The sequence below is a fragment of the Senegalia massiliensis genome (assembly GCF_009911265.1).
Classification (GTDB): domain Bacteria; phylum Bacillota; class Clostridia; order Tissierellales; family SIT17; genus Anaeromonas; species Anaeromonas massiliensis_A.
In genome coordinates this window covers 199,825-218,268 of sequence record NZ_QXXA01000005.1, presented here as the reverse complement: position 1 = coordinate 218,268, position 18,444 = coordinate 199,825, and the positions used below count along the sequence as shown (strand labels likewise).

At 28.7% G+C, this 18,444-nt stretch carries 17 protein-coding genes; all 17 read left to right on the top strand.

The window, feature by feature from the left end:
* Positions 1 to 94 precede the first annotated feature (94 nt).
* The 17 genes from ispE (at position 95) to D3Z33_RS05125 (ending at position 18,307) form a co-directional block, all read left to right on the top strand.
* Positions 95 to 943, top strand: coding sequence for a 4-(cytidine 5'-diphospho)-2-C-methyl-D-erythritol kinase (gene ispE / locus D3Z33_RS05205; RefSeq protein ID WP_160196718.1), 849 nt, complete (start codon positions 95 to 97; stop codon positions 941 to 943).
* A gap of 23 nt (positions 944 to 966) precedes the next feature.
* Positions 967 to 1,644 (top strand): GntR family transcriptional regulator, encoded by a 678-nt coding sequence (locus tag D3Z33_RS05200; protein ID WP_160196717.1) that lies wholly within the window; start codon positions 967 to 969, stop codon positions 1,642 to 1,644.
* Positions 1,645 to 1,737: 93 nt separating this feature from the next.
* A complete protein-coding gene (locus tag D3Z33_RS05195; RefSeq protein ID WP_160196716.1) occupies positions 1,738 to 1,935 on the top strand; it encodes a CLC_0170 family protein in 198 nt (65 codons plus the stop codon).
* Between the two features lie 42 nt (positions 1,936 to 1,977).
* Entirely contained in the window at positions 1,978 to 3,543 is a 1,566-nt protein-coding gene (locus tag D3Z33_RS05190; RefSeq protein WP_347561218.1) for a spore germination protein, read from the top strand.
* Positions 3,530 to 4,630: a GerAB/ArcD/ProY family transporter gene (locus D3Z33_RS05185; protein WP_160196715.1), complete on the top strand. Its 1,101-nt coding sequence runs from the start codon at positions 3,530 to 3,532 to the stop codon at positions 4,628 to 4,630. The genes D3Z33_RS05190 and D3Z33_RS05185 overlap by 14 nt, the downstream gene beginning before the upstream one ends.
* The gene (locus D3Z33_RS05180; protein ID WP_160196714.1) at positions 4,627 to 5,763 is read left to right on the top strand and encodes a Ger(x)C family spore germination protein; all 1,137 of its coding nucleotides are present in this window, start codon (positions 4,627 to 4,629) and stop codon (positions 5,761 to 5,763) included. The genes D3Z33_RS05185 and D3Z33_RS05180 overlap by 4 nt, the downstream gene beginning before the upstream one ends.
* A gap of 98 nt (positions 5,764 to 5,861) precedes the next feature.
* Positions 5,862 to 6,551 carry a stage II sporulation protein R gene (gene spoIIR, locus D3Z33_RS05175; protein ID WP_160196713.1) on the top strand — a complete coding sequence of 230 codons (690 nt, stop codon included), beginning with the start codon at positions 5,862 to 5,864 and terminating at the stop codon, positions 6,549 to 6,551.
* 97 nt (positions 6,552 to 6,648) lie between these two features.
* Positions 6,649 to 7,359, top strand: a complete 711-nt coding sequence (sleB, locus tag D3Z33_RS05170) for a spore cortex-lytic enzyme (protein WP_160196712.1) — start codon at positions 6,649 to 6,651, stop codon at positions 7,357 to 7,359.
* An 11-nt stretch (positions 7,360 to 7,370) separates the two neighbouring features.
* Positions 7,371 to 8,735: a germination protein YpeB gene (ypeB, locus tag D3Z33_RS05165; RefSeq protein WP_160196711.1), complete on the top strand. Its 1,365-nt coding sequence runs from the start codon at positions 7,371 to 7,373 to the stop codon at positions 8,733 to 8,735.
* A gap of 88 nt (positions 8,736 to 8,823) precedes the next feature.
* Positions 8,824 to 9,237, top strand: coding sequence for a DUF1934 domain-containing protein (locus D3Z33_RS05160; protein WP_160196710.1), 414 nt, complete (start codon positions 8,824 to 8,826; stop codon positions 9,235 to 9,237).
* 59 nt (positions 9,238 to 9,296) lie between these two features.
* Positions 9,297 to 10,682: a sigma 54-interacting transcriptional regulator gene (locus tag D3Z33_RS05155; protein WP_160196709.1), complete on the top strand. Its 1,386-nt coding sequence runs from the start codon at positions 9,297 to 9,299 to the stop codon at positions 10,680 to 10,682.
* 295 nt (positions 10,683 to 10,977) lie between these two features.
* The gene (locus tag D3Z33_RS05150) at positions 10,978 to 12,015 is read left to right on the top strand and encodes a zinc-binding dehydrogenase (RefSeq protein WP_130805574.1); all 1,038 of its coding nucleotides are present in this window, start codon (positions 10,978 to 10,980) and stop codon (positions 12,013 to 12,015) included.
* 19 nt (positions 12,016 to 12,034) lie between these two features.
* Positions 12,035 to 13,297 carry a lysine 2,3-aminomutase gene (gene ablA, locus D3Z33_RS05145; protein ID WP_130805575.1) on the top strand — a complete coding sequence of 421 codons (1,263 nt, stop codon included), beginning with the start codon at positions 12,035 to 12,037 and terminating at the stop codon, positions 13,295 to 13,297.
* A 40-nt stretch (positions 13,298 to 13,337) separates the two neighbouring features.
* Positions 13,338 to 14,354 carry a hypothetical protein gene (locus D3Z33_RS05140; RefSeq protein ID WP_160196708.1) on the top strand — a complete coding sequence of 339 codons (1,017 nt, stop codon included), beginning with the start codon at positions 13,338 to 13,340 and terminating at the stop codon, positions 14,352 to 14,354.
* A 15-nt stretch (positions 14,355 to 14,369) separates the two neighbouring features.
* Entirely contained in the window at positions 14,370 to 15,995 is a 1,626-nt protein-coding gene (locus D3Z33_RS05135) for a MutS-related protein (protein ID WP_207708349.1), read from the top strand.
* Positions 15,996 to 17,552: a lysine 5,6-aminomutase subunit alpha gene (locus tag D3Z33_RS05130; protein ID WP_160196706.1), complete on the top strand. Its 1,557-nt coding sequence runs from the start codon at positions 15,996 to 15,998 to the stop codon at positions 17,550 to 17,552. It begins immediately after the preceding gene.
* Entirely contained in the window at positions 17,552 to 18,307 is a 756-nt protein-coding gene (locus D3Z33_RS05125) for an OAM dimerization domain-containing protein (RefSeq protein WP_160196705.1), read from the top strand. Before D3Z33_RS05130 ends, D3Z33_RS05125 begins: the two co-directional genes overlap by 1 nt.
* The last annotated feature ends 137 nt before the right edge of the window (positions 18,308 to 18,444 follow it).

Genomic DNA, 18,444 nt, shown 5'->3' with positions numbered 1-18,444 from the left:
ACTAGAGAAATCATTCTCTAGTTTATTTTCTTGTTTCAATGTATACAATATTCCTATATAATAAGATAAGGGATAAAATATAGGAGTGATTTTTTTGAACAGGGTAAAAAGACATGCTTACGCTAAAATAAATTTATCATTAGATGTATTAAAAAAAAGAGATGATGGATACCATGAAGTAGAAATGATAATGCAACAAGTTGATTTACATGATATATTGACATTTGAAGAAATAGAGAGTGGAATAGAAATAATTTGTAATGACAAAAGAGTTCCTACAGATAAAAGTAATTTAATATATAAAGCTTATGAAGTTATAAAACAAAAATATTCTATAAATAAAGGTGTAAGAATTTATTTGGAGAAAAATATTCCAATAGCTGCAGGACTTGCAGGAGGAAGTTCTGATGCTGCTCAAACTCTTATAGGTATTTCTAAACTTTGGAATTTAGAAATAAATGATATAGAGCTTATGGAAATGGGTGTAAGTATTGGGGCAGATATCCCATTTTGCATATTTGGTGGAACAGGTTTTGCTCGTGGAATAGGGGAACATATTTCAGAGATTACATCTTTTAAAAATAATATAATCCTTTTAGCAAAACCAGATATTGATGTTTCTACAAAAGAAGTATATGAAAAATTAAATTTTAGAAATGTAGATCATCCTGATACTGATAGTTTATTAAAAGCTATTGAAAAAAAGGATATAAAATTTATAGCAAATAATATGAAGAATGTTCTTGAAACTGTAACTATAAAAAAACACCCTATAATAAATAATATAAAAAAACAAATGATTGAATGTGAAGCAATGGGGAGTATGATGAGTGGTAGTGGACCTACTGTATTTGGTATATTTGAAACAAAACAACAGGCTGAGAAATGCAAAGATATACTAAAGGAAACTATAGATGAAGTATATGTAACGAAAACTATATAAAAATAGAAATGAGGATTAATTATATGGATGAAATTAAAAAGTTGGATTTACATGATTATAAACCTTTGCGAGAAATTGTATTTGAACATTTAAGAGAATCTATAATTCTTGGCAAAATGGCTCCAGGAGAAAGGCTTATGGAGATACAACTTGCTGAAGAATTGGGAGTTAGTAGAACTCCTGTAAGGGAAGCTATAAGAAAATTGGAATTAGAAGGATTAGTAATAATGATTCCAAGAAAAGGAGCATATGTATCTGAAGTGTCTTTAAAAGATATTAAAGAAGCATTAGAAATAAGAGTTAGTCTTGAAGGATTAGGGGCATATTTGGCAGCTGAAAGAATAGAAGATGATGAATTAAAACAACTTATAAAAAAACATGAAGAATTAAAAGGATATGCAGATAAAAAAGATGTAGAAGGAATTTTAAAAAAGGATGAAGAACTTCACAAAATAATTTTTAATGCTGCAAGAAATTCTAAGCTTATTGAAATGGTAGATTCATTAAAAGAACAAGTTCAAAGATTTAGAGTTAGCTATGTAAGTAGTCATTCACAGGCAGCTGAATTATATAAAGAACATAAAAAAATAATAGATGCTATAGTAAATAGAGATAAATCAAAAGCAAAAAAATATGCAGAAGAGCATATTGAAATATCAAAAAAACATATAGTAGAACATTTCCAAAATAAAAGTAAATAAGACCTATAAAGGTCTTTTTTTTATGCTCTTTTTGAATAACTATAAGTTTAATAGTCAATATTATAATAAGACTTTAATAATAGGAGAATATTTATGATTGAAAAGTTTAAAGGATTAATAGATTTTTATTTTGTTATTTTAACTGTAATTGTAGCTTTTGTATTATTTTTTATAGATGCACATAAATTAAATAAAAAAGGATTAGAAAAAGAAAGGAAAATAGCAATAGTATTGTCTGTAGCCTTAATTATAATAGGACCTTTTATGTATATATTATCCGTTATTTTATAGGAAAGGAGTACTTCATTGAAGAAAAAAAAGAGAAGTAAAGAAATTAAAGATAAAATTAAAATACCAATATCTAAAGATTTAGATGTAAATCTTAAAAAAATAAAAGAGATATTAGCAGATTGTGACGATGTAATTATTAGAGAATTTAATGTAGGTAAAAAGCAAAATTATAGATTTGCACTTATTTATATAGATGGTTTGATTGACAAGCAATTGATAAATGAATATGTACTTGAAGCACTTATGCATGATGCACGAGATGAAATTCCTAGCCCTAGAACTGTAAGTGAAGATTTATATGAACTTTCTAAAAGAGGGGGAATACCTCTAAGTGAAGTAAAAGATATTTACTGTTTGGAAACCGCAATTGATAGCGTGCTTGCAGGAGAAACAATATTGTTATTTGATGGGTTTAGTGAAATACTTTTAACATCTTCACGTGGTTGGCCTATAAGAGGGATAGCTGAACCTACAACAGAATCAGTGAATAGAGGACCAAGAGATGGATTTACTGAGACAGGTAAAGTGAATACTTCTTTAATCAGAAGGAGAATAAGAGATCCTAAATTAAAATTAAAATATCAAAAAATAGGTAGACGTTCAAAAACAGATGTAGCTTTAATGTATATAGAAGATATTGTAGATAAAGAAGTATTAAAAGAACTTAATAGGAGGCTTAAAGGAATAGATGTAGATGCTATTTTAGAAAGTTCATATATAGAACAGTTAATAGAAGATAATTGGTTATCTCCTTTTCCTCAAATACAAGATACAGAAAGACCAGATGCAGTAGCAGCTGCATTATACGAAGGTAGAATAGCTTTAGTAGTAGACAATAGTCCTTCGGCACTTTTAATTCCTGCTACTTTTAATATATTGTTACATTCCTCTGAAGATTATTATGGAAGATGGTCAAAAGCTAATTTAGTAAGAGTAATACGTTATATATCTTTACCTATATCTTTAATATTACCAGCAATATATATAGCTATTACTTCTTATCATCCAGGAATTCTTCCTACAGAATTAGCACTATATCTTGCAGCAACAAGAATAGATGTTCCATTTCCTGCATTTATTGAAGCTTTTATAATGGAAGGAACACTTGAAATATTAAGAGAAGCAGGAACTCGTATTTCTGGACCTATAGGTACGACTATAGGTATAGTAGGAGGTCTTGTAATAGGTCAAGCAGCAGTTGAAGCAGGAATTGTGAGTCCTTTTATGATAATTATAGTTGCTCTTACTACTATAGCATCATTTACTTTACCTAGTTTTTCTCTTACATCAGGAATAAGACTATGGAGATTTTTATTGATGATCTTAGCAACCGTATTAGGACTTTACGGTATAAGTATAGGATTTATGGTATTTTTAGCACATTTAGTGAGTTTGAAGAGTTTTGGAATTCCTTACATGGACCCTTATTCTAATATGGTTAATAATTTTTATGACTTAAAAGATAGTATAATTCAATTACCTTATAAATTTATGAAGTTAAGACCTAAATTTTTGAATACAACTGATAAGGTTAGAATGAATAATAGCAGATATATAAACTCATTATTAAATGAAAGCGAAGGTGAGGATAAAAATGATAGGGGGTAATGATAAAATAACTAAAGGGCAAAATCTAAGTCTTATTATAGCTTCTATTTTAGGTGTAGGTATATTATCATTACCTAGTCAGCTTGCTAAAAGTTCAGGATTTAATGGTATTATTTCAATAATAAGTGGGACGATTATTAGTATATTATTAGTAACAATGTATACTAAGTTGATAACTAGATTTAAGTCTAAAACAATATTTGAAGTGATAGATGAAATACTTCCAAATCCCATAGCAAAGATTATTGATCTATTATTTATTTTACATTATTTAATTACAGGAGCAATAATAGTTAGAATATTTGGTGATATAATAAGAATGTTTTTATTAAGAAACACACCTTTAGAGGTAACAATATTATCACTAATTTTAGCGGTTTCCTTTATTACGAGAAAAGGAATAGAGCCTGTGGCTAGATTAGCACAGATTGTATTACCGTTAGTTGTTATTCCTATTTTTATTTTATTTTTATCTTTAATACCTGAATTAGATTTTACAAATATTTATCCTGTATTTCAAATGAATACTGTTGATGTATTAAAAGGGATAAAAACAACAGTATTTAGTTTTATAGGTATAGAGATAGTACTTGTTTCAACTGCTTATGTTAAAAATACAGATAAAATATTAAAATATAATATTTTATCTGTGATATTTTTAGGAATTATGTATTTGGTAGCATTTATTGTTGTTATATCAGAATTTGGTAAAGAACAAACAGAAGATTTATTATGGCCTACATTACTTTTAATGAAAACTGTAGATGTACCAGGTGCTTTTTTAGAAAATGTTGATGGAATAATTATTTCCTTATGGACATTTATTTCTATTCAAATATTATCTATTGTTTTAATTCAGTCAAATATTGTATTAAATAAATCATTTAAATTAAAAGAAGTAGATTTTCTTTCTATGACATTACTTCCTATAATGTATTTATTAGCCCTTTTTCCCGACAATATTGATGAAGTTTATTATTATATTGATTTGTTTTCCAATTATTTAGGCGTAGTAATAATACTTATAATACCCTTAATATTATTTGTATTTGTTGTTATAACAAAGAAAGGGGATAATAAAATATGAAAAAAATTATATTAATAATTATAATTATAATTAGTTTTTTTATAAACACAGCCTGTTGGGATAAACATGAGATGGAGAATAGAGCATATATTACAGCTATAGGAATGGATAAGATAGAAGGCGATAGTGATGGGTTTAAGGTTACATATGAATATCCAAATTTAAGAGCTGTAGGAAAAAATGGTCAAGGGGAACCTAAATTTATTATTAGTAAGTCAGGTAAAGTCTTATCAAAGATTGATAGAGAAATAGGAACTATTGTTGAAAAGGATGTATTTTTTAATCATCTAAGAGTGATAATTATAGGAGAAGACTTGGCTAAGGATAAAGTTAAATTTTCTCAAATGATTGAAATCTTTAATAGGACACCCATAACAGGAAGAAAAGTTATTATATTTATAGCCAAAGGAAGAGCGGAAGATATATTGAATAGTAATACAGTAGGAAATTCCTTATTAGGAAGATATCTAAGTGATTTATCAGAAAGAAAAACTATAGGTGGCAAATACAGAGTTACAACTATAAGTGATTTATCTAAAGATTTATATAGAAGTAATATAGGATTAGTAGGGAAGATAAAATATGAGAAAAATAATATGGTAGTAGAAGGATCAAGTATAATAAAAGATAGAAAATTAGTAGAATTTTTAGATCAAAAAGATACGAGAACTATACTTATACTTACAGAAGAAATTTATAATGATGAAGTTACTATAATGAAAGATTCAGGAAAGTATATAGTTAATTATATTGTAGGTGAATATAAAGTAGAAAAAGATGTAAAAGTTGAAAATGGAAATATAAATTTTATTTATGATATAAAGACAGAAGGATATATCGATGAATATCTAGATCCAAAGACAATTAAAACTGATTCAGATTTACTAGAAGGTAAGATTATAAAAAATATAGAAAAACAATTAGATGAAAAAATAAAGAAAAGTATAATTAATACTATAGATAAATTACAAAATGAAGTAGGGGTAGATGTATTAAAAGTAGAAGACCATCTAAGAAAAAAAGAGCCTGAATTGTGGGATAGAGTAAAAGATAATTGGGAGAATGAATTTAAAGAAATAGATTTTACAGTAAATGTAAATACTGAAGTTAGAAGAATTGGGCTTACAAAATAAGTTTCGAATAATTATACTAATTTTTTAAGGGAAATAGGTTTAAAATTTACCTTTTATGCTAATACTTAATACTAATAAAAGTTTTAGGGGGTATTAAAGTGAAAGGTAAATTTAAAATTATTATAAATATAGTTTTGATTTTAGCAATACTTATAGGTATAGGGGCAGTATCTATTGCAGAGGTATATAAAAATGTGGGAAGTTATAAGGAAAAACTTATAAGACTTCATGTAATAGCAAATAGTGATACAAAAGAAGATCAAGATATAAAGTTACAAATAAGAGATAAGATAATAGAAGAAATGACTCCTAAGTTTCAGGAATCAGAATCTATAGATGAAACTGAAATGATATTAAAAGAAAATATGGATTTAATCCAAAATATAGCAGAAAAAGAATTACATAAAATAGGAAAAGATTATGGAGTGAAGGTATATTTTGGAGATTATGATTTTCCAACAAAATCATACGGTAAATTTACTCTTCCAGCTGGTAATTATAGAGCACTTAAAATTGTTCTTGGTGAAGGGGTAGGTGAAAATTGGTGGTGTGTTATGTTTCCTCCACTTTGTTTTTTAGACTTAGATAATAATGTTGAAAGCTCTCACTCAGAAGAAAATATGGAGAAAGTACTTTCAGAAAATGAATATAATATGATAAATAATGAAGAAAAAGAAGAAAATGAAGAAAATGAAGGAGATACTCCTGTAAGATTAAAGTTCAAAGTTGTAGAAGTAATTGAAAAAAACAAAACTAAGCTTGCCAATTTATTTAATGGTGGAATATAAGAAAGGGTTAACCCTTTCTTTTTTTCATGGTATAAAAAGTAATGTTATTACAGAAAATATATTTAAGTTATAGGATATAAAGATTAAGGAGGTCAAGATGAAAAAGTTAATTGTAATAACATTTTTAGCATTGTTATTAATGATACCAATAAATATGGCACTAAATAATAATGAACAAATAGGAACTATTGCAAAAAGATATAAAATGAAAGCACCTAAAACTATATATTGGGGTTCTTCTGGTGATGTAGTAAGGGAAGCGCAAAGAAGATTAAAAGACTGGGGATATTATACTGGATCAGTAGATGGTATATATGGAACTGGAACCTATAGAGCAACTAGAGAATTTCAAAGAAGACATGGTCTAGGAGTGGATGGAATAATAGGACCTGCAACAGCAAATAAATTAGGCATATCACTTGCTGGTGCTAATACTGCAAGTAGTGGAGTTTCAAGAGACGATAATGCATATTTACTTGCTCGTGCAATACACGGAGAAGCCAGAGGTGAACCATATGTAGGAAAAGTAGCAGTGGCTGCTGTAATATTAAATAGAGTTGAAAATCCATCTTTCCCTAATTCTATAGCAGGGGTTATTTATCAACCACTTGCTTTTACTGCAGTAGCTGATGGACAAATAAATTTAGCACCAGATGGTGAATCTTTAAAAGCTGCTAGGGATGCATTAAATGGCTGGGATCCAACTTATGGATGCAATTATTACTGGAATCCTGCTACAGCTACAAGTAAGTGGATATGGTCTAGAAAAAAAGTTATTCAAATAGGTAAACACTGGTTTGGAAACTAAAGGAGGTAAAGATGAGAGATAAAAAGACAATAATATCTGTATTACTTTTACTAGCATTAGTTGCAGTGGGAGTATGGGGATATAATGAATATAAGACTAAAAATTATTATAAAGATCAATTAACTAATCAATATCAAAGAATGTTTTATGATATGAAAGATAATATAGAAACAGTTCAGACTTCACTTTCTAAATCATTAGTATCAGCATCTGAAGAAAAGGACGTATTGTTACTTAGTCAAATATATCAACAAGCATATTTTGCTCATGATAAATTGTCACAGTTACCTGTAGCACATAATAATCTTGCCAAAACAGAAAAGTTTTTAACTCAAGTTGCAGATTATAGTTATTCACTTATTGCAAGGTTTATGAAAGGTGAAAAATTAGATGATAAGGAAAGACAAGTGTTGTTTAGACTACAAGATTATACGGAACAATTAACAAGAGAACTTGAAGGTGCTCATGAAAAAATAGCTAAGGGTGATTTAACTCTTTTTAAAGTAGCTAAAGGACAAAATCAAGAAATAGCAAAATCTAATCAAAATATATTAGATGTACAGATGCAAAAATATGAAGAAGAGCAAATGACAGATTATCCAGAGCTTATATATGACGGTCCGTTTTCTGATCAAGTTATGAATGCAGTTCCAAAGGGACTTCCTAAAAAGAAAGTAACGAGAGAACAAGCTGAGAAAATAGCACTTGATTTTCTAAGAATTAGTAATCCGTCAGAGGTTAAACTTTTTAATAAAGGTAAGGATACTGGAACTAGTAATATTGAAGCATATACATTTAGCATAACTCCTAAGAAAGGTGACAGAAATATAATAATAGGAGTCAGTGTAAAAGGTGGAAAAGTAGTATGGATGCAAAATCCTAAAGATGTAAAAGAGAAAAATATTAGTGAAAAAGAAGCTCTAAAAAAAGCAGAGGAATTTCTAAGTAAGAATGGTTATAAAGGTATGGAAGCAAATTATAGCACCAAATATGATGATAGTATTTTATATAACTTTGTATATGAGAAAAATGGTGTTCCAATATATACAGATTTAATAAAAGTTAAAGTAGCACTAGATGATGGAGAAATAATAGCTGCAGATATGGCTAAATATCTTATAAGTCATGTTGATAGAGAAATACCAAAACCTAAAATAAGTGAAAATGAAGCTAAAGAGAAGGTAAGAATTGGATTTAATATAGAAAGAGTTCGACTTGCAATAATTCCTGACAATGGCAGCAGGGATATGTTATGCTATGAATTTAGTGGGCAATATAAAGGTTATGATTTTATAGTATATATAAATGCCATGGATGGGACTCAGGAAGATATATTAAGAATAATAAAAGATGAAAATGGTACACTTATGATGTAATAAACCCGATTATTAAATCGGGTTTTCTTTTTTGCAATAATAATGTACAATATATATAAGTAAAGATAATAGTTGAAAGGAAGATATAATGAAAGATGTCTTAGTAAAATTAAAAGGAACACAAGAGACAGAAGATGGAGAAAAAAACAAAATAGAGCTTGTAACAGAAGGAAAATTTTATGAGAAAAATGATTCATATTATTTATTATATGATGAATCTGAAATATCAGGACTTGAAAATTCCACTACTAGTTTAAAAATAAAACAAGATGAAGTTTCCATGAAGCGCTTTGGAGATAATAATTCCAAAATGGAGTTTAAAAAAAATTATAAATACAATACTTTATATTCTACAATTTATGGGAATCTAGATATGGAAGTTTCAACTCAAAAAATACAAGTAGATATAAAAGAAGGTAAAGGGAAGATATTCTTAAAATATAAATTGTTAATTTCAAATAATATGGAAAGTTTAAATACATTAGATATAACAATATCTTAGGCACAAATAGTGCCTATTATTTTGCACGTAGTGCCAAAAATTAAGCGGGAGGGTTTAAGGTGAAAAGTATATTCTTTAGGGAAAATATATTTGAAATATTAAATCATATAGAAGAAGCTATTCAAATAATAGATGAAAAGGGAAGAATATTGTATTTTAATAAATCTGCTAAAGAATTAGATGAACTAGGTAGAGAAAAGATAATAGGACGTCATATATTAGAAGTATATCCATCACTTAATCATGATACATCTACTCTTATACAAGTAATGCAAACAGGTAGTCCTATATATGAAAAAGAACAGATGTTTATAAACTATAAAGGAAATAAAATAACTACGATTAATACATCTATACCTATTAAGGAAAAAGGCAGAATAAAAGGCGCTATAGAAATATCTAGAAATATAACCCATGTAAGAAAAATGACAGAAAAGATAACAGATTTACAAACAAAATTATATAGTGAAAATGATAATCCAAAGAAGAATAATGAAAGAGCTAAGTATACATTCATAGATATAATAGGTCAAAATAGAAAAATGGCTAAACTTAAGTCAACAGCACTTAGGGCATCAAATACATCTTCCCCTGTACTTATATATGGTGAAACTGGGACAGGTAAGGAACTTCTAGTTCAATCAATTCACAATGCAAGTCCAAGAAAAAACAAACCATTTATAGCACAAAACTGCGCAGCACTCCCATCTAATTTATTAGAAGGGATACTTTTTGGTACAGTTAAAGGTGGTTTTACTGGAGCAGAAGATAGAAAGGGACTATTTGAACTTGCAAATGGTGGAACACTTTTTTTAGATGAAATAAATTCTATGCCACTTGAATTACAAGCAAAAATGCTTAGAGTTTTACAAGATGGAAGTATAAGAAGAGTAGGTTCAACTAAAACAATAGATGTAAATGTTCGTGTAATTACTGCTACAAATACAGAACCAGAACAAGCAATAGACGAAAAAATAATGAGGAAAGATTTATATTATAGACTAGCAGTTATAAATCTTAAAATACCAGCACTTAGAGAAAGAAAGGATGATATACCATTACTAATAGAGTTTTTTATAGATAAATATAATAAAGAACTAGGTAATGATGTAGAGGGAATTGAAGATGATACATTAGATGTACTTATGAAATATGATTGGCCTGGAAATGTACGTGAATTAGAGCATGTAATTCAGGGAGTACTTGCATTAGAAGATACTGATACTATAAAAAAAGAACATTTACCATATCAATTTGAAAAATATAAAGTTCAAATTAATAAAGATGAGGATATAAGACCTTTAAATAGTGCAGTTGAGAAGTTAGAAAAAAATATAATAAAAGAAGCACTTAAAAAAACAGATAGGAACATTACAAAAACAGCAGAACTCATATCTATACCAAGACAAACATTACAGTATAAGATCAAAAAATATGGGTTATAAATGTACAATATTTAACGATAAAAAATAAACTGTGCCGAAAATTCGGCAAAAGTTATCATATCAACTCAATATATACCCAAAAAAGTTTATAATAAATCAAAAAAACATAAAACAGACAATGTTGCAAATTTGTAATATTGTCTGTTTTTTTGTCGAAACATTGATATTACTTATACAAAATATATTTTTTTGAAAAAGATATTATTTTTTATAATTTTGGCATGAGCTTTGCAATATTATTTATTTCGTGAAAAGGTTTCGATAGATAAATTCAAATTTTTTAGGGGGTAATATAATGAAAAAAGGAAATCCATATGGAACACATAGGGTAATTGAACCAAAAGGTACATTACCACAACCAGCTACAAAAATTGATAATAACATGGAAATTTATGATAATGAAATTTTAATTGATGTTCAAACATTAAACATTGATTCTGCAAGCTTTACTCAAATAAAGAATGAAGCAGGTGGAAAGGTTGAAAAAATAAAAGAAATAATGAAAAACATAGTTGAAACTCGTGGGAAGCATCAAAACCCTGTTACAGGTTCTGGTGGAATGCTTATAGGTACTGTTGAAAAAATAGGACCTGCTCTTGAAGGAAAAACTGATTTAAAGGTTGGAGATAAAATAGCAACTCTTGTTTCATTATCTTTAACTCCGTTGAGAATTGATGAAATTAATGAAGTAAGAGAAGATATAGATCAAGTTGATATAAAAGGAAAAGCAATTCTTTTTGAAAGTGGAATATATGCAGTAATACCAAATGATCTTCCAGAAAACTTAGCATTATCAGTACTTGATGTAGCTGGAGCACCAGCACAAACTGCAAAATTAGTTCATCCAGGAGATACAGTACTTGTTATAGGTGGAGCAGGAAAATCAGGAATGCTTTGCTTATATGAAGCTAAAAAGCGTGTAGGAGTAACTGGTAAAGTTATTTGCCTAGGTCATAGTGAGGAGACTATTGAAAGAGTTAAAGGATTAGGATTAGCAGATCATTATATAGTTGCAGATGCTACTAATGCAGTAGAAGTAATGAATAAAGTAAGTGAAGCAACTGATGGAAAAATGGTAGATATAACTATAAATAATGTAAATGTACCAAACACTGAAATGGGAAGTATATTATCTACAAAAGATGATGGAACAATATATTTCTTTAGTATGGCTACAAACTTTACAAAAGCTGCTTTAGGAGCTGAAGGAGTAGGTAAAGATGTAAATATGATTATGGGTAATGGATATACAAAAGGCCATGCTGAAATTTCTCTTGAAATAATGAGAGAAGATAAAAATTTAAGAAAAGTATACGAAGATTTATACGCATAATAAAAGGAGGATGAATACTATGAATTATAAGAATATTGATATGTGGAAAAATGTAGATGAAAAGGATTGGAATGACTGGCACTGGCAAGTAAAAAACAGAATAAATACTGTAGAAGATTTAAAGAAATTAATAAACATAACTGAAGAAGAAGAAAAAAATATAGGTTCTGTACTTGAAAAGTTTAGAATGGGAATTACTCCATACTATGCTTCTCTTATGGATAAAGATGATCCAAATTGTCCAGTAAGAATGCAAGCAGTACCAGAGCTTGTAGAGACACATATGGGTGCAAATGATATGGAAGATCCACTTCATGAAGATACAGATTCACCTGTACCAGGACTTACTCATAGATATCCTGATAGAGTACTTCTTTTAATAACAGATCAATGTAGTATGTATTGTAGACACTGTACTAGAAGAAGATTTGCAGGTCAAAAAGATTCTCCAATGGGAATGGATAGAATAAAGAAAGCTATTGATTATATAAGAAAAACACCACAAGTTAGAGACGTATTATTATCTGGTGGAGATGCACTTTTAGTATCTGATGAAAGATTAGAAGAAATTATTAAAGAATTAAGAGAAATACCACATGTAGAGATAATAAGAATAGGTTCAAGAGCACCAGTTGTTATGCCACAAAGAATAACTGAAAACCTAGTAAGTATGCTTAAAAAATATCATCCAATTTGGTTAAATACACATTTTAATCATCCAAAAGAAATTACAGAAGAATCTACTCGTGCAATAGAATTATTAGCTAATGCGGGTATACCATTAGGAAATCAATCTGTACTTTTAAGAGGAATAAATGATTGTGTACACATAATGAGAGACTTAGTTCATAAATTAGTTAAAATAAGAGTTAGACCATACTATATTTATCAATGTGATTTATCTATGGGAATAGAGCATTTTAGAACTTCTGTAGGTAAAGGAATTGAAATTGTAGAAGGACTTCGTGGACATACTTCAGGATATGCAGTACCAACATTCGTAGTAGATGCACCAGGTGGAGGTGGAAAGATACCAGTAATGCCAAATTACGTAGTATCTAGATCTTCAAACAAAGTTGTTCTTAGAAACTTTGAAGGAGTTATTACAACTTATACTGAGCCAGAAGTAAAACAAAGTGAATGTAAATGTGATACTTGTACAGGAAAAGATAAGCATGAACTTACAGGTGTTGCAGGATTATTAGAAGGAAATGATATAGCACTTGAGCCTACAAAGCTTGCAAGAAATGAAAGAGCTAAGAAAAGAGAAGAAAGTAAGTAATATATTAAACAATAATTATTGAAAAAGGAGGCTGGTTTTGATGGAATTAATAGATAATATAAATCAAAAATATAAAATTGTATCTATAATAGGTATGGCTAAAAATGCTGGAAAAACTGTAACATTAAATAAAATAATAGAAGATGCCTATTATGAAGATATAAACTTAGGAATTACATCAACTGGACGTGATGGGGAGCGCGAAGATGTAGTAACTAGTACAGAAAAACCAGCCATATATGTATATGAAGAGAGTATTATTGCAACAACAACAGGAAGTATTGAACAAGGAGATGCTACAGTAGAAATATTAGAAGTTACAAATTATAGGTCATCTATGGGAAATATTGTTCTTGCAAGAGTAGTATATGGGGGATATATTGAAATTGCTGGAGCTCAAACTGCAAATGAAATGAAAGTTTTATCTCAAAAAATGCTAAATTACGGAGCGGAATTAGTGTTAATAGATGGTTCCATAAATAGAATTGCTGTAGCTGATCCTACAGTTACTGAAGCTACAATACTTGCTACAGGTGCAGTTTTAAGTAGAAATATGGATAAAGTTATAAAAGAAACTCTTCATCAAAAAACTATCTTATCATTAGATGAAGTAGGTATTGATATAAAGAAAATAATAGAAAAAAATATAGATAAGATATCAGTTATAGATAAAGAAAAAAGAGTTAAAAGTGTAGATTTAAAAACTTCATTAAATTCAGGTAAGATAATAGCTGATAATATAGATGAAGATTCCAGATATGTATATATACCTGGCTGTTTTGTTACTAAGACATTAAAGGACTTAACTGAGTCAACAAAATATTATAAAAATATAAAGATAATAGTAAGAGATGGTACTAAGATATTTATATCTCCTATTGATTGGTTTAAATTCAAGAAAAAAGGCATAGAAATTAATGTTTTAAATAGAGTAAATATAGCAGCAATAACTTTAAATCCATATTCACCTTCTGGATATTATTTTGATAGAGACAATTTCAAAGACAAGATGGATAAGTATATAAAAGATGTACCAGTATATGATGTAATGATGTAAGGAGTTGATAGCTAAATGAAATATATGACAAATAGTACGAAACAAGCTATAGGATTTGATTATATATTAAAAAATATAGAGGTGCTCACTCCTTATGGTAGAGATAAAAAGAGTGAAATGGAGCCCTTTTTTGATAAAGAAAAATTAAATTCTGAACTTAATAAGGTATCAATAATTAAAGATAGTATAGAAGATAATAGAAATTTATATGAACAATTGACATCCCTTTTCATTCATATAAAAGATATAAGAAATTCAATATATAGAGCTAAAAATGATTCTATTCTTTCTGTAGTTGAACTTTATGAAATTAAAACTTTTATATCAATTATAGAAGACATAGAAGCTATAATGCATAAACTACCATTTGATATGTTTGATGATACATTTATAGAATCATCAGATACCTTAAGATTATTATTTGATCCTGAAGATAAGGGTCTCCAAACATTCTATATATATGAAGAATATTCAGAAGAACTTAAAAGAATAAGAGCAGAAAAAAGAAACATAGGAAAAGAAATAAAACTAGAGAAAAACAAAAAGAGAAAAGAATTAAAAGACAAATTTAATATAAGAATAGATCCAAAGGGAGAAGTAGTAGTTTCAAAAGAGAACGGTGAATTAAATGATGAATTAAATAATAGTGATGAATTTGAATATTTATCGGAAAGCTATATGTCTATTAGATATAAAATAAAAGATTCAATTGAAATATCTAATTTAATAAATAAATTAGAAAGCTTAAAGTATGAAGAAGAAGAAGAGGAAATAAGAATAAGAGAAAAGATTTCTTCTGAAATTGGTTTTCATTTTGATTTCCTTATGAATAACATTGAATCTATAGGTAATTTTGATCTTAAGTTAGCTAAAGCTTATTTAGCACTTAGATTAAATGCAACAGAACCAAAAATATTAGATGAAAATGAAATAAATATAATAGAAGGAATTCATCCTAAAGCCAAACAGGAAGTAACAAGAAGAAATGGAGAATTCATACCGATATCAATATATTTAAATAAAGGTGTTACTTGTATAACAGGAGCAAATATGGGAGGCAAGACAATAACCTTAAGAATAATTGCACTTCTTACAGCAATGGCCCAATATGGATTATTAGTTCCTGCTAAATCCATGGAAACATCACTTAGAGAATATATTTTTGTATCTATGGGAGACCTTCAATCAATTGATAGTGGCCTTAGTACATTTGGGGGAGAAATAAATAAGGTTAAAAATGCATTATCAAATAGTGATAAAAAGGGACTTATTTTAATAGATGAGTTAGCTCGTGGAACAAACCCAAAGGAAGGCTATGCAATATCAAAATCAATTTTAAAATATCTTTTAGAGAAGCCTTCTATAAATGTAATAACAACACATTATGACAATATTGCAAATACAAAAGGTGTAGTTCATTATCAAGTTATTGGACTTAAAAACCTTGATTTTAATAAACTTAAAAATGAAAGTAAGGATATAGGAATTGAAGCTATCAGTCAGTTTATGGACTATAGACTTACAAAGCTTGAAAATATAGCAAATGTACCAAGAGATGCATTAAACATTTCGAAATTTATGGGATTGCAGGATGAAATATTGGATCAAGCGGAAAAAATACTAATGGAGGGGGAAGATTAAATGAATAGCAAATTAAACTTAGATTTTAATAAAGTAGAAAGTGCTAGAAATGCAGCTAAAAATATAGCTGAAGATGTTCAAAAGTTTATAGACAAGCATTCTACTGTATCAGTAGAAAGAACAGTAGCAAGATTACTTGGTATTGATGGAGTAGATGAAATAGAAAGACCATTACCAAATGTAGTAGTAGACAATGTAAAAGAAGGTGGAGGATTAGAAAAAGGTATAGCATATTGGATAGGAAATGCTATGGTTCATACTGGAGAAGGTCCTCAAATGGTAGCAGAACTTGTAAGTAGAGGGGAAATAGATTTAACAAAATTACCTATAGCAAGTGATGATGAAATATATACAAAAGTAGAATTAATAGCAAAAGACACTACAGAAAAAATAAGAAAAAATAAGTTAAAAAGAGATGAATACATTGAAACTTTAGGTGAAGGTAGAAAGCCTTATTTATATGTAATAGTTGCTACTGGAAATATTTATGAAGATGCTGTTCAAGCTCAAGCAGCAGCAAGACAAGGTGCAGATATAATAGCAGTTATAAGAACTACAGCTCAATCACTTCTTGATTATGTACCTTATGGTGCTACAACTGAAGGATTTGGTGGAACTTATGCTACTGAAGAAAACTTTAGAATAATGAGAAAAGCTTTAGATGAAGTAGGAGAAGAAGTAGGAAGATATATTAGACTTTGTAATTATTGTTCAGGATTATGTATGCCTGAAATTGCAGCAATGGGTGCACTTGAAAGATTAGATGTAATGTTAAATGATGCTTTATATGGAATACTTTTCAGAGATATAAACATGCAAAGAACATTAGTTGATCAATATTTCTCTAGAATTATAAATGGATATGGAGGAGTAATAATAAATACAGGTGAAGATAATTACCTTACAACAGCTGATGCAGTAGAAGAAGCTCATACTGTACTTGCTTCTCAATTTATGAATGAACAATTTGCCCTAAAAGCTGGAATACCAGAAGAACAAATGGGACTTGGTCATGCATTTGAAATGGATCCTAGTTTAGAAAATGGATTTTTACTTGAACTTTCACAAGCACAAATGGCTAGAGAGATATTCCCAAAAGCACCACTTAAATATATGCCACCTACAAAGTTTATGACAGGAGATATATTTAAAGGTCATCTTCAAGATGCAATGTTCAATCTTATATCTGTTTGGACAAATCAAGGTTTACAATTATTAGGTATGCCAACAGAAGCAATTCATACACCATTATTACAAGATAGAATGCTTTCAATTGAAAATGCAAAATATGTATTTAATAATGCAAGAGATATAGGAGAAGAAATAGAGTTCAAAAGTGGTGGAATAATAGAAACTAGAGCTCATAAAGTATTAGATGATGCAGAAAAATTACTTAAAGATATAGAAAGAGAAGGATTATTCTCTACTATAGAAAAAGGTAAGTTTGCAGATATAAAAAGACCTAGAGATGGTGGAAAAGGTCTTGAAGGTGTAATAGAAAAAGATAAAAACTATTACAATCCATTTATTAAATTGATGCTTGGAGGTGAAAGATAATGGCAGTAGAAAAAGTAGATTTAACTAAAATAAAACCATATGGTGATACATTAAATGATGGAATGATGCAGTTATCTTTTACATTACCAGTACCATATAATGATGAGTCTAAAGAAGCAGCAAGAATATTAGGAAAGAAAATGGGTCTGGAAGAACCTGAAATAGTTCACTATTCAGATTTAGGAGTTGGATATACATTTTTTGTAGTATATGGTAGGTGTATGCATACTGTAGATTATACAAAAATAGAAGTTCCAAAGGTAGAAGTTGATTCTATGGATAAAACAGATGTAGAAGAATATATAAAAGAGAATATAAAAAGAGAAATAAAAATAATAGGAGCATGTACAGGAACAGATGCTCATACTGTAGGAATAGATGCAATCATGAATATGAAAGGCTTCGATGGTCATTATGGACTTGAAAGATATGAAGGAGTAGAAGCAATAAACATGGGCAGTCAAGTTCCTAATGAAGAGCTTGTTGCAAAAGCAATAGAAGAAAATGCAGATGCAATACTTGTATCTCAAATAGTAACTCAGAAAAATGTTCATATACCTAACCTTACTGAACTTGTAGAGTTATTAGAAGCAGAAGGAATAAGAGATAAGATAGTACTTGCTTGTGGTGGACCAAGATTATCACATGAACTTGCAAAAGAACTAGGATATGATGCTGGATTTACTACTGGAAGCTTTGCAAATGATGTTGCAACTTTTGTAGTTACAGAAATAGTTGAAAGAAAATTAGTATAGATAAAAAGATTCTCACTTCAGTGAGAATCTTTTTAAATTCCAGCAAATTCAATTGACATAATATAGGCTTTAATATACAATACTATAAGTTAAGGTAATATAAATGAACGATAAAATATAATGAAAAACTTAAGGAG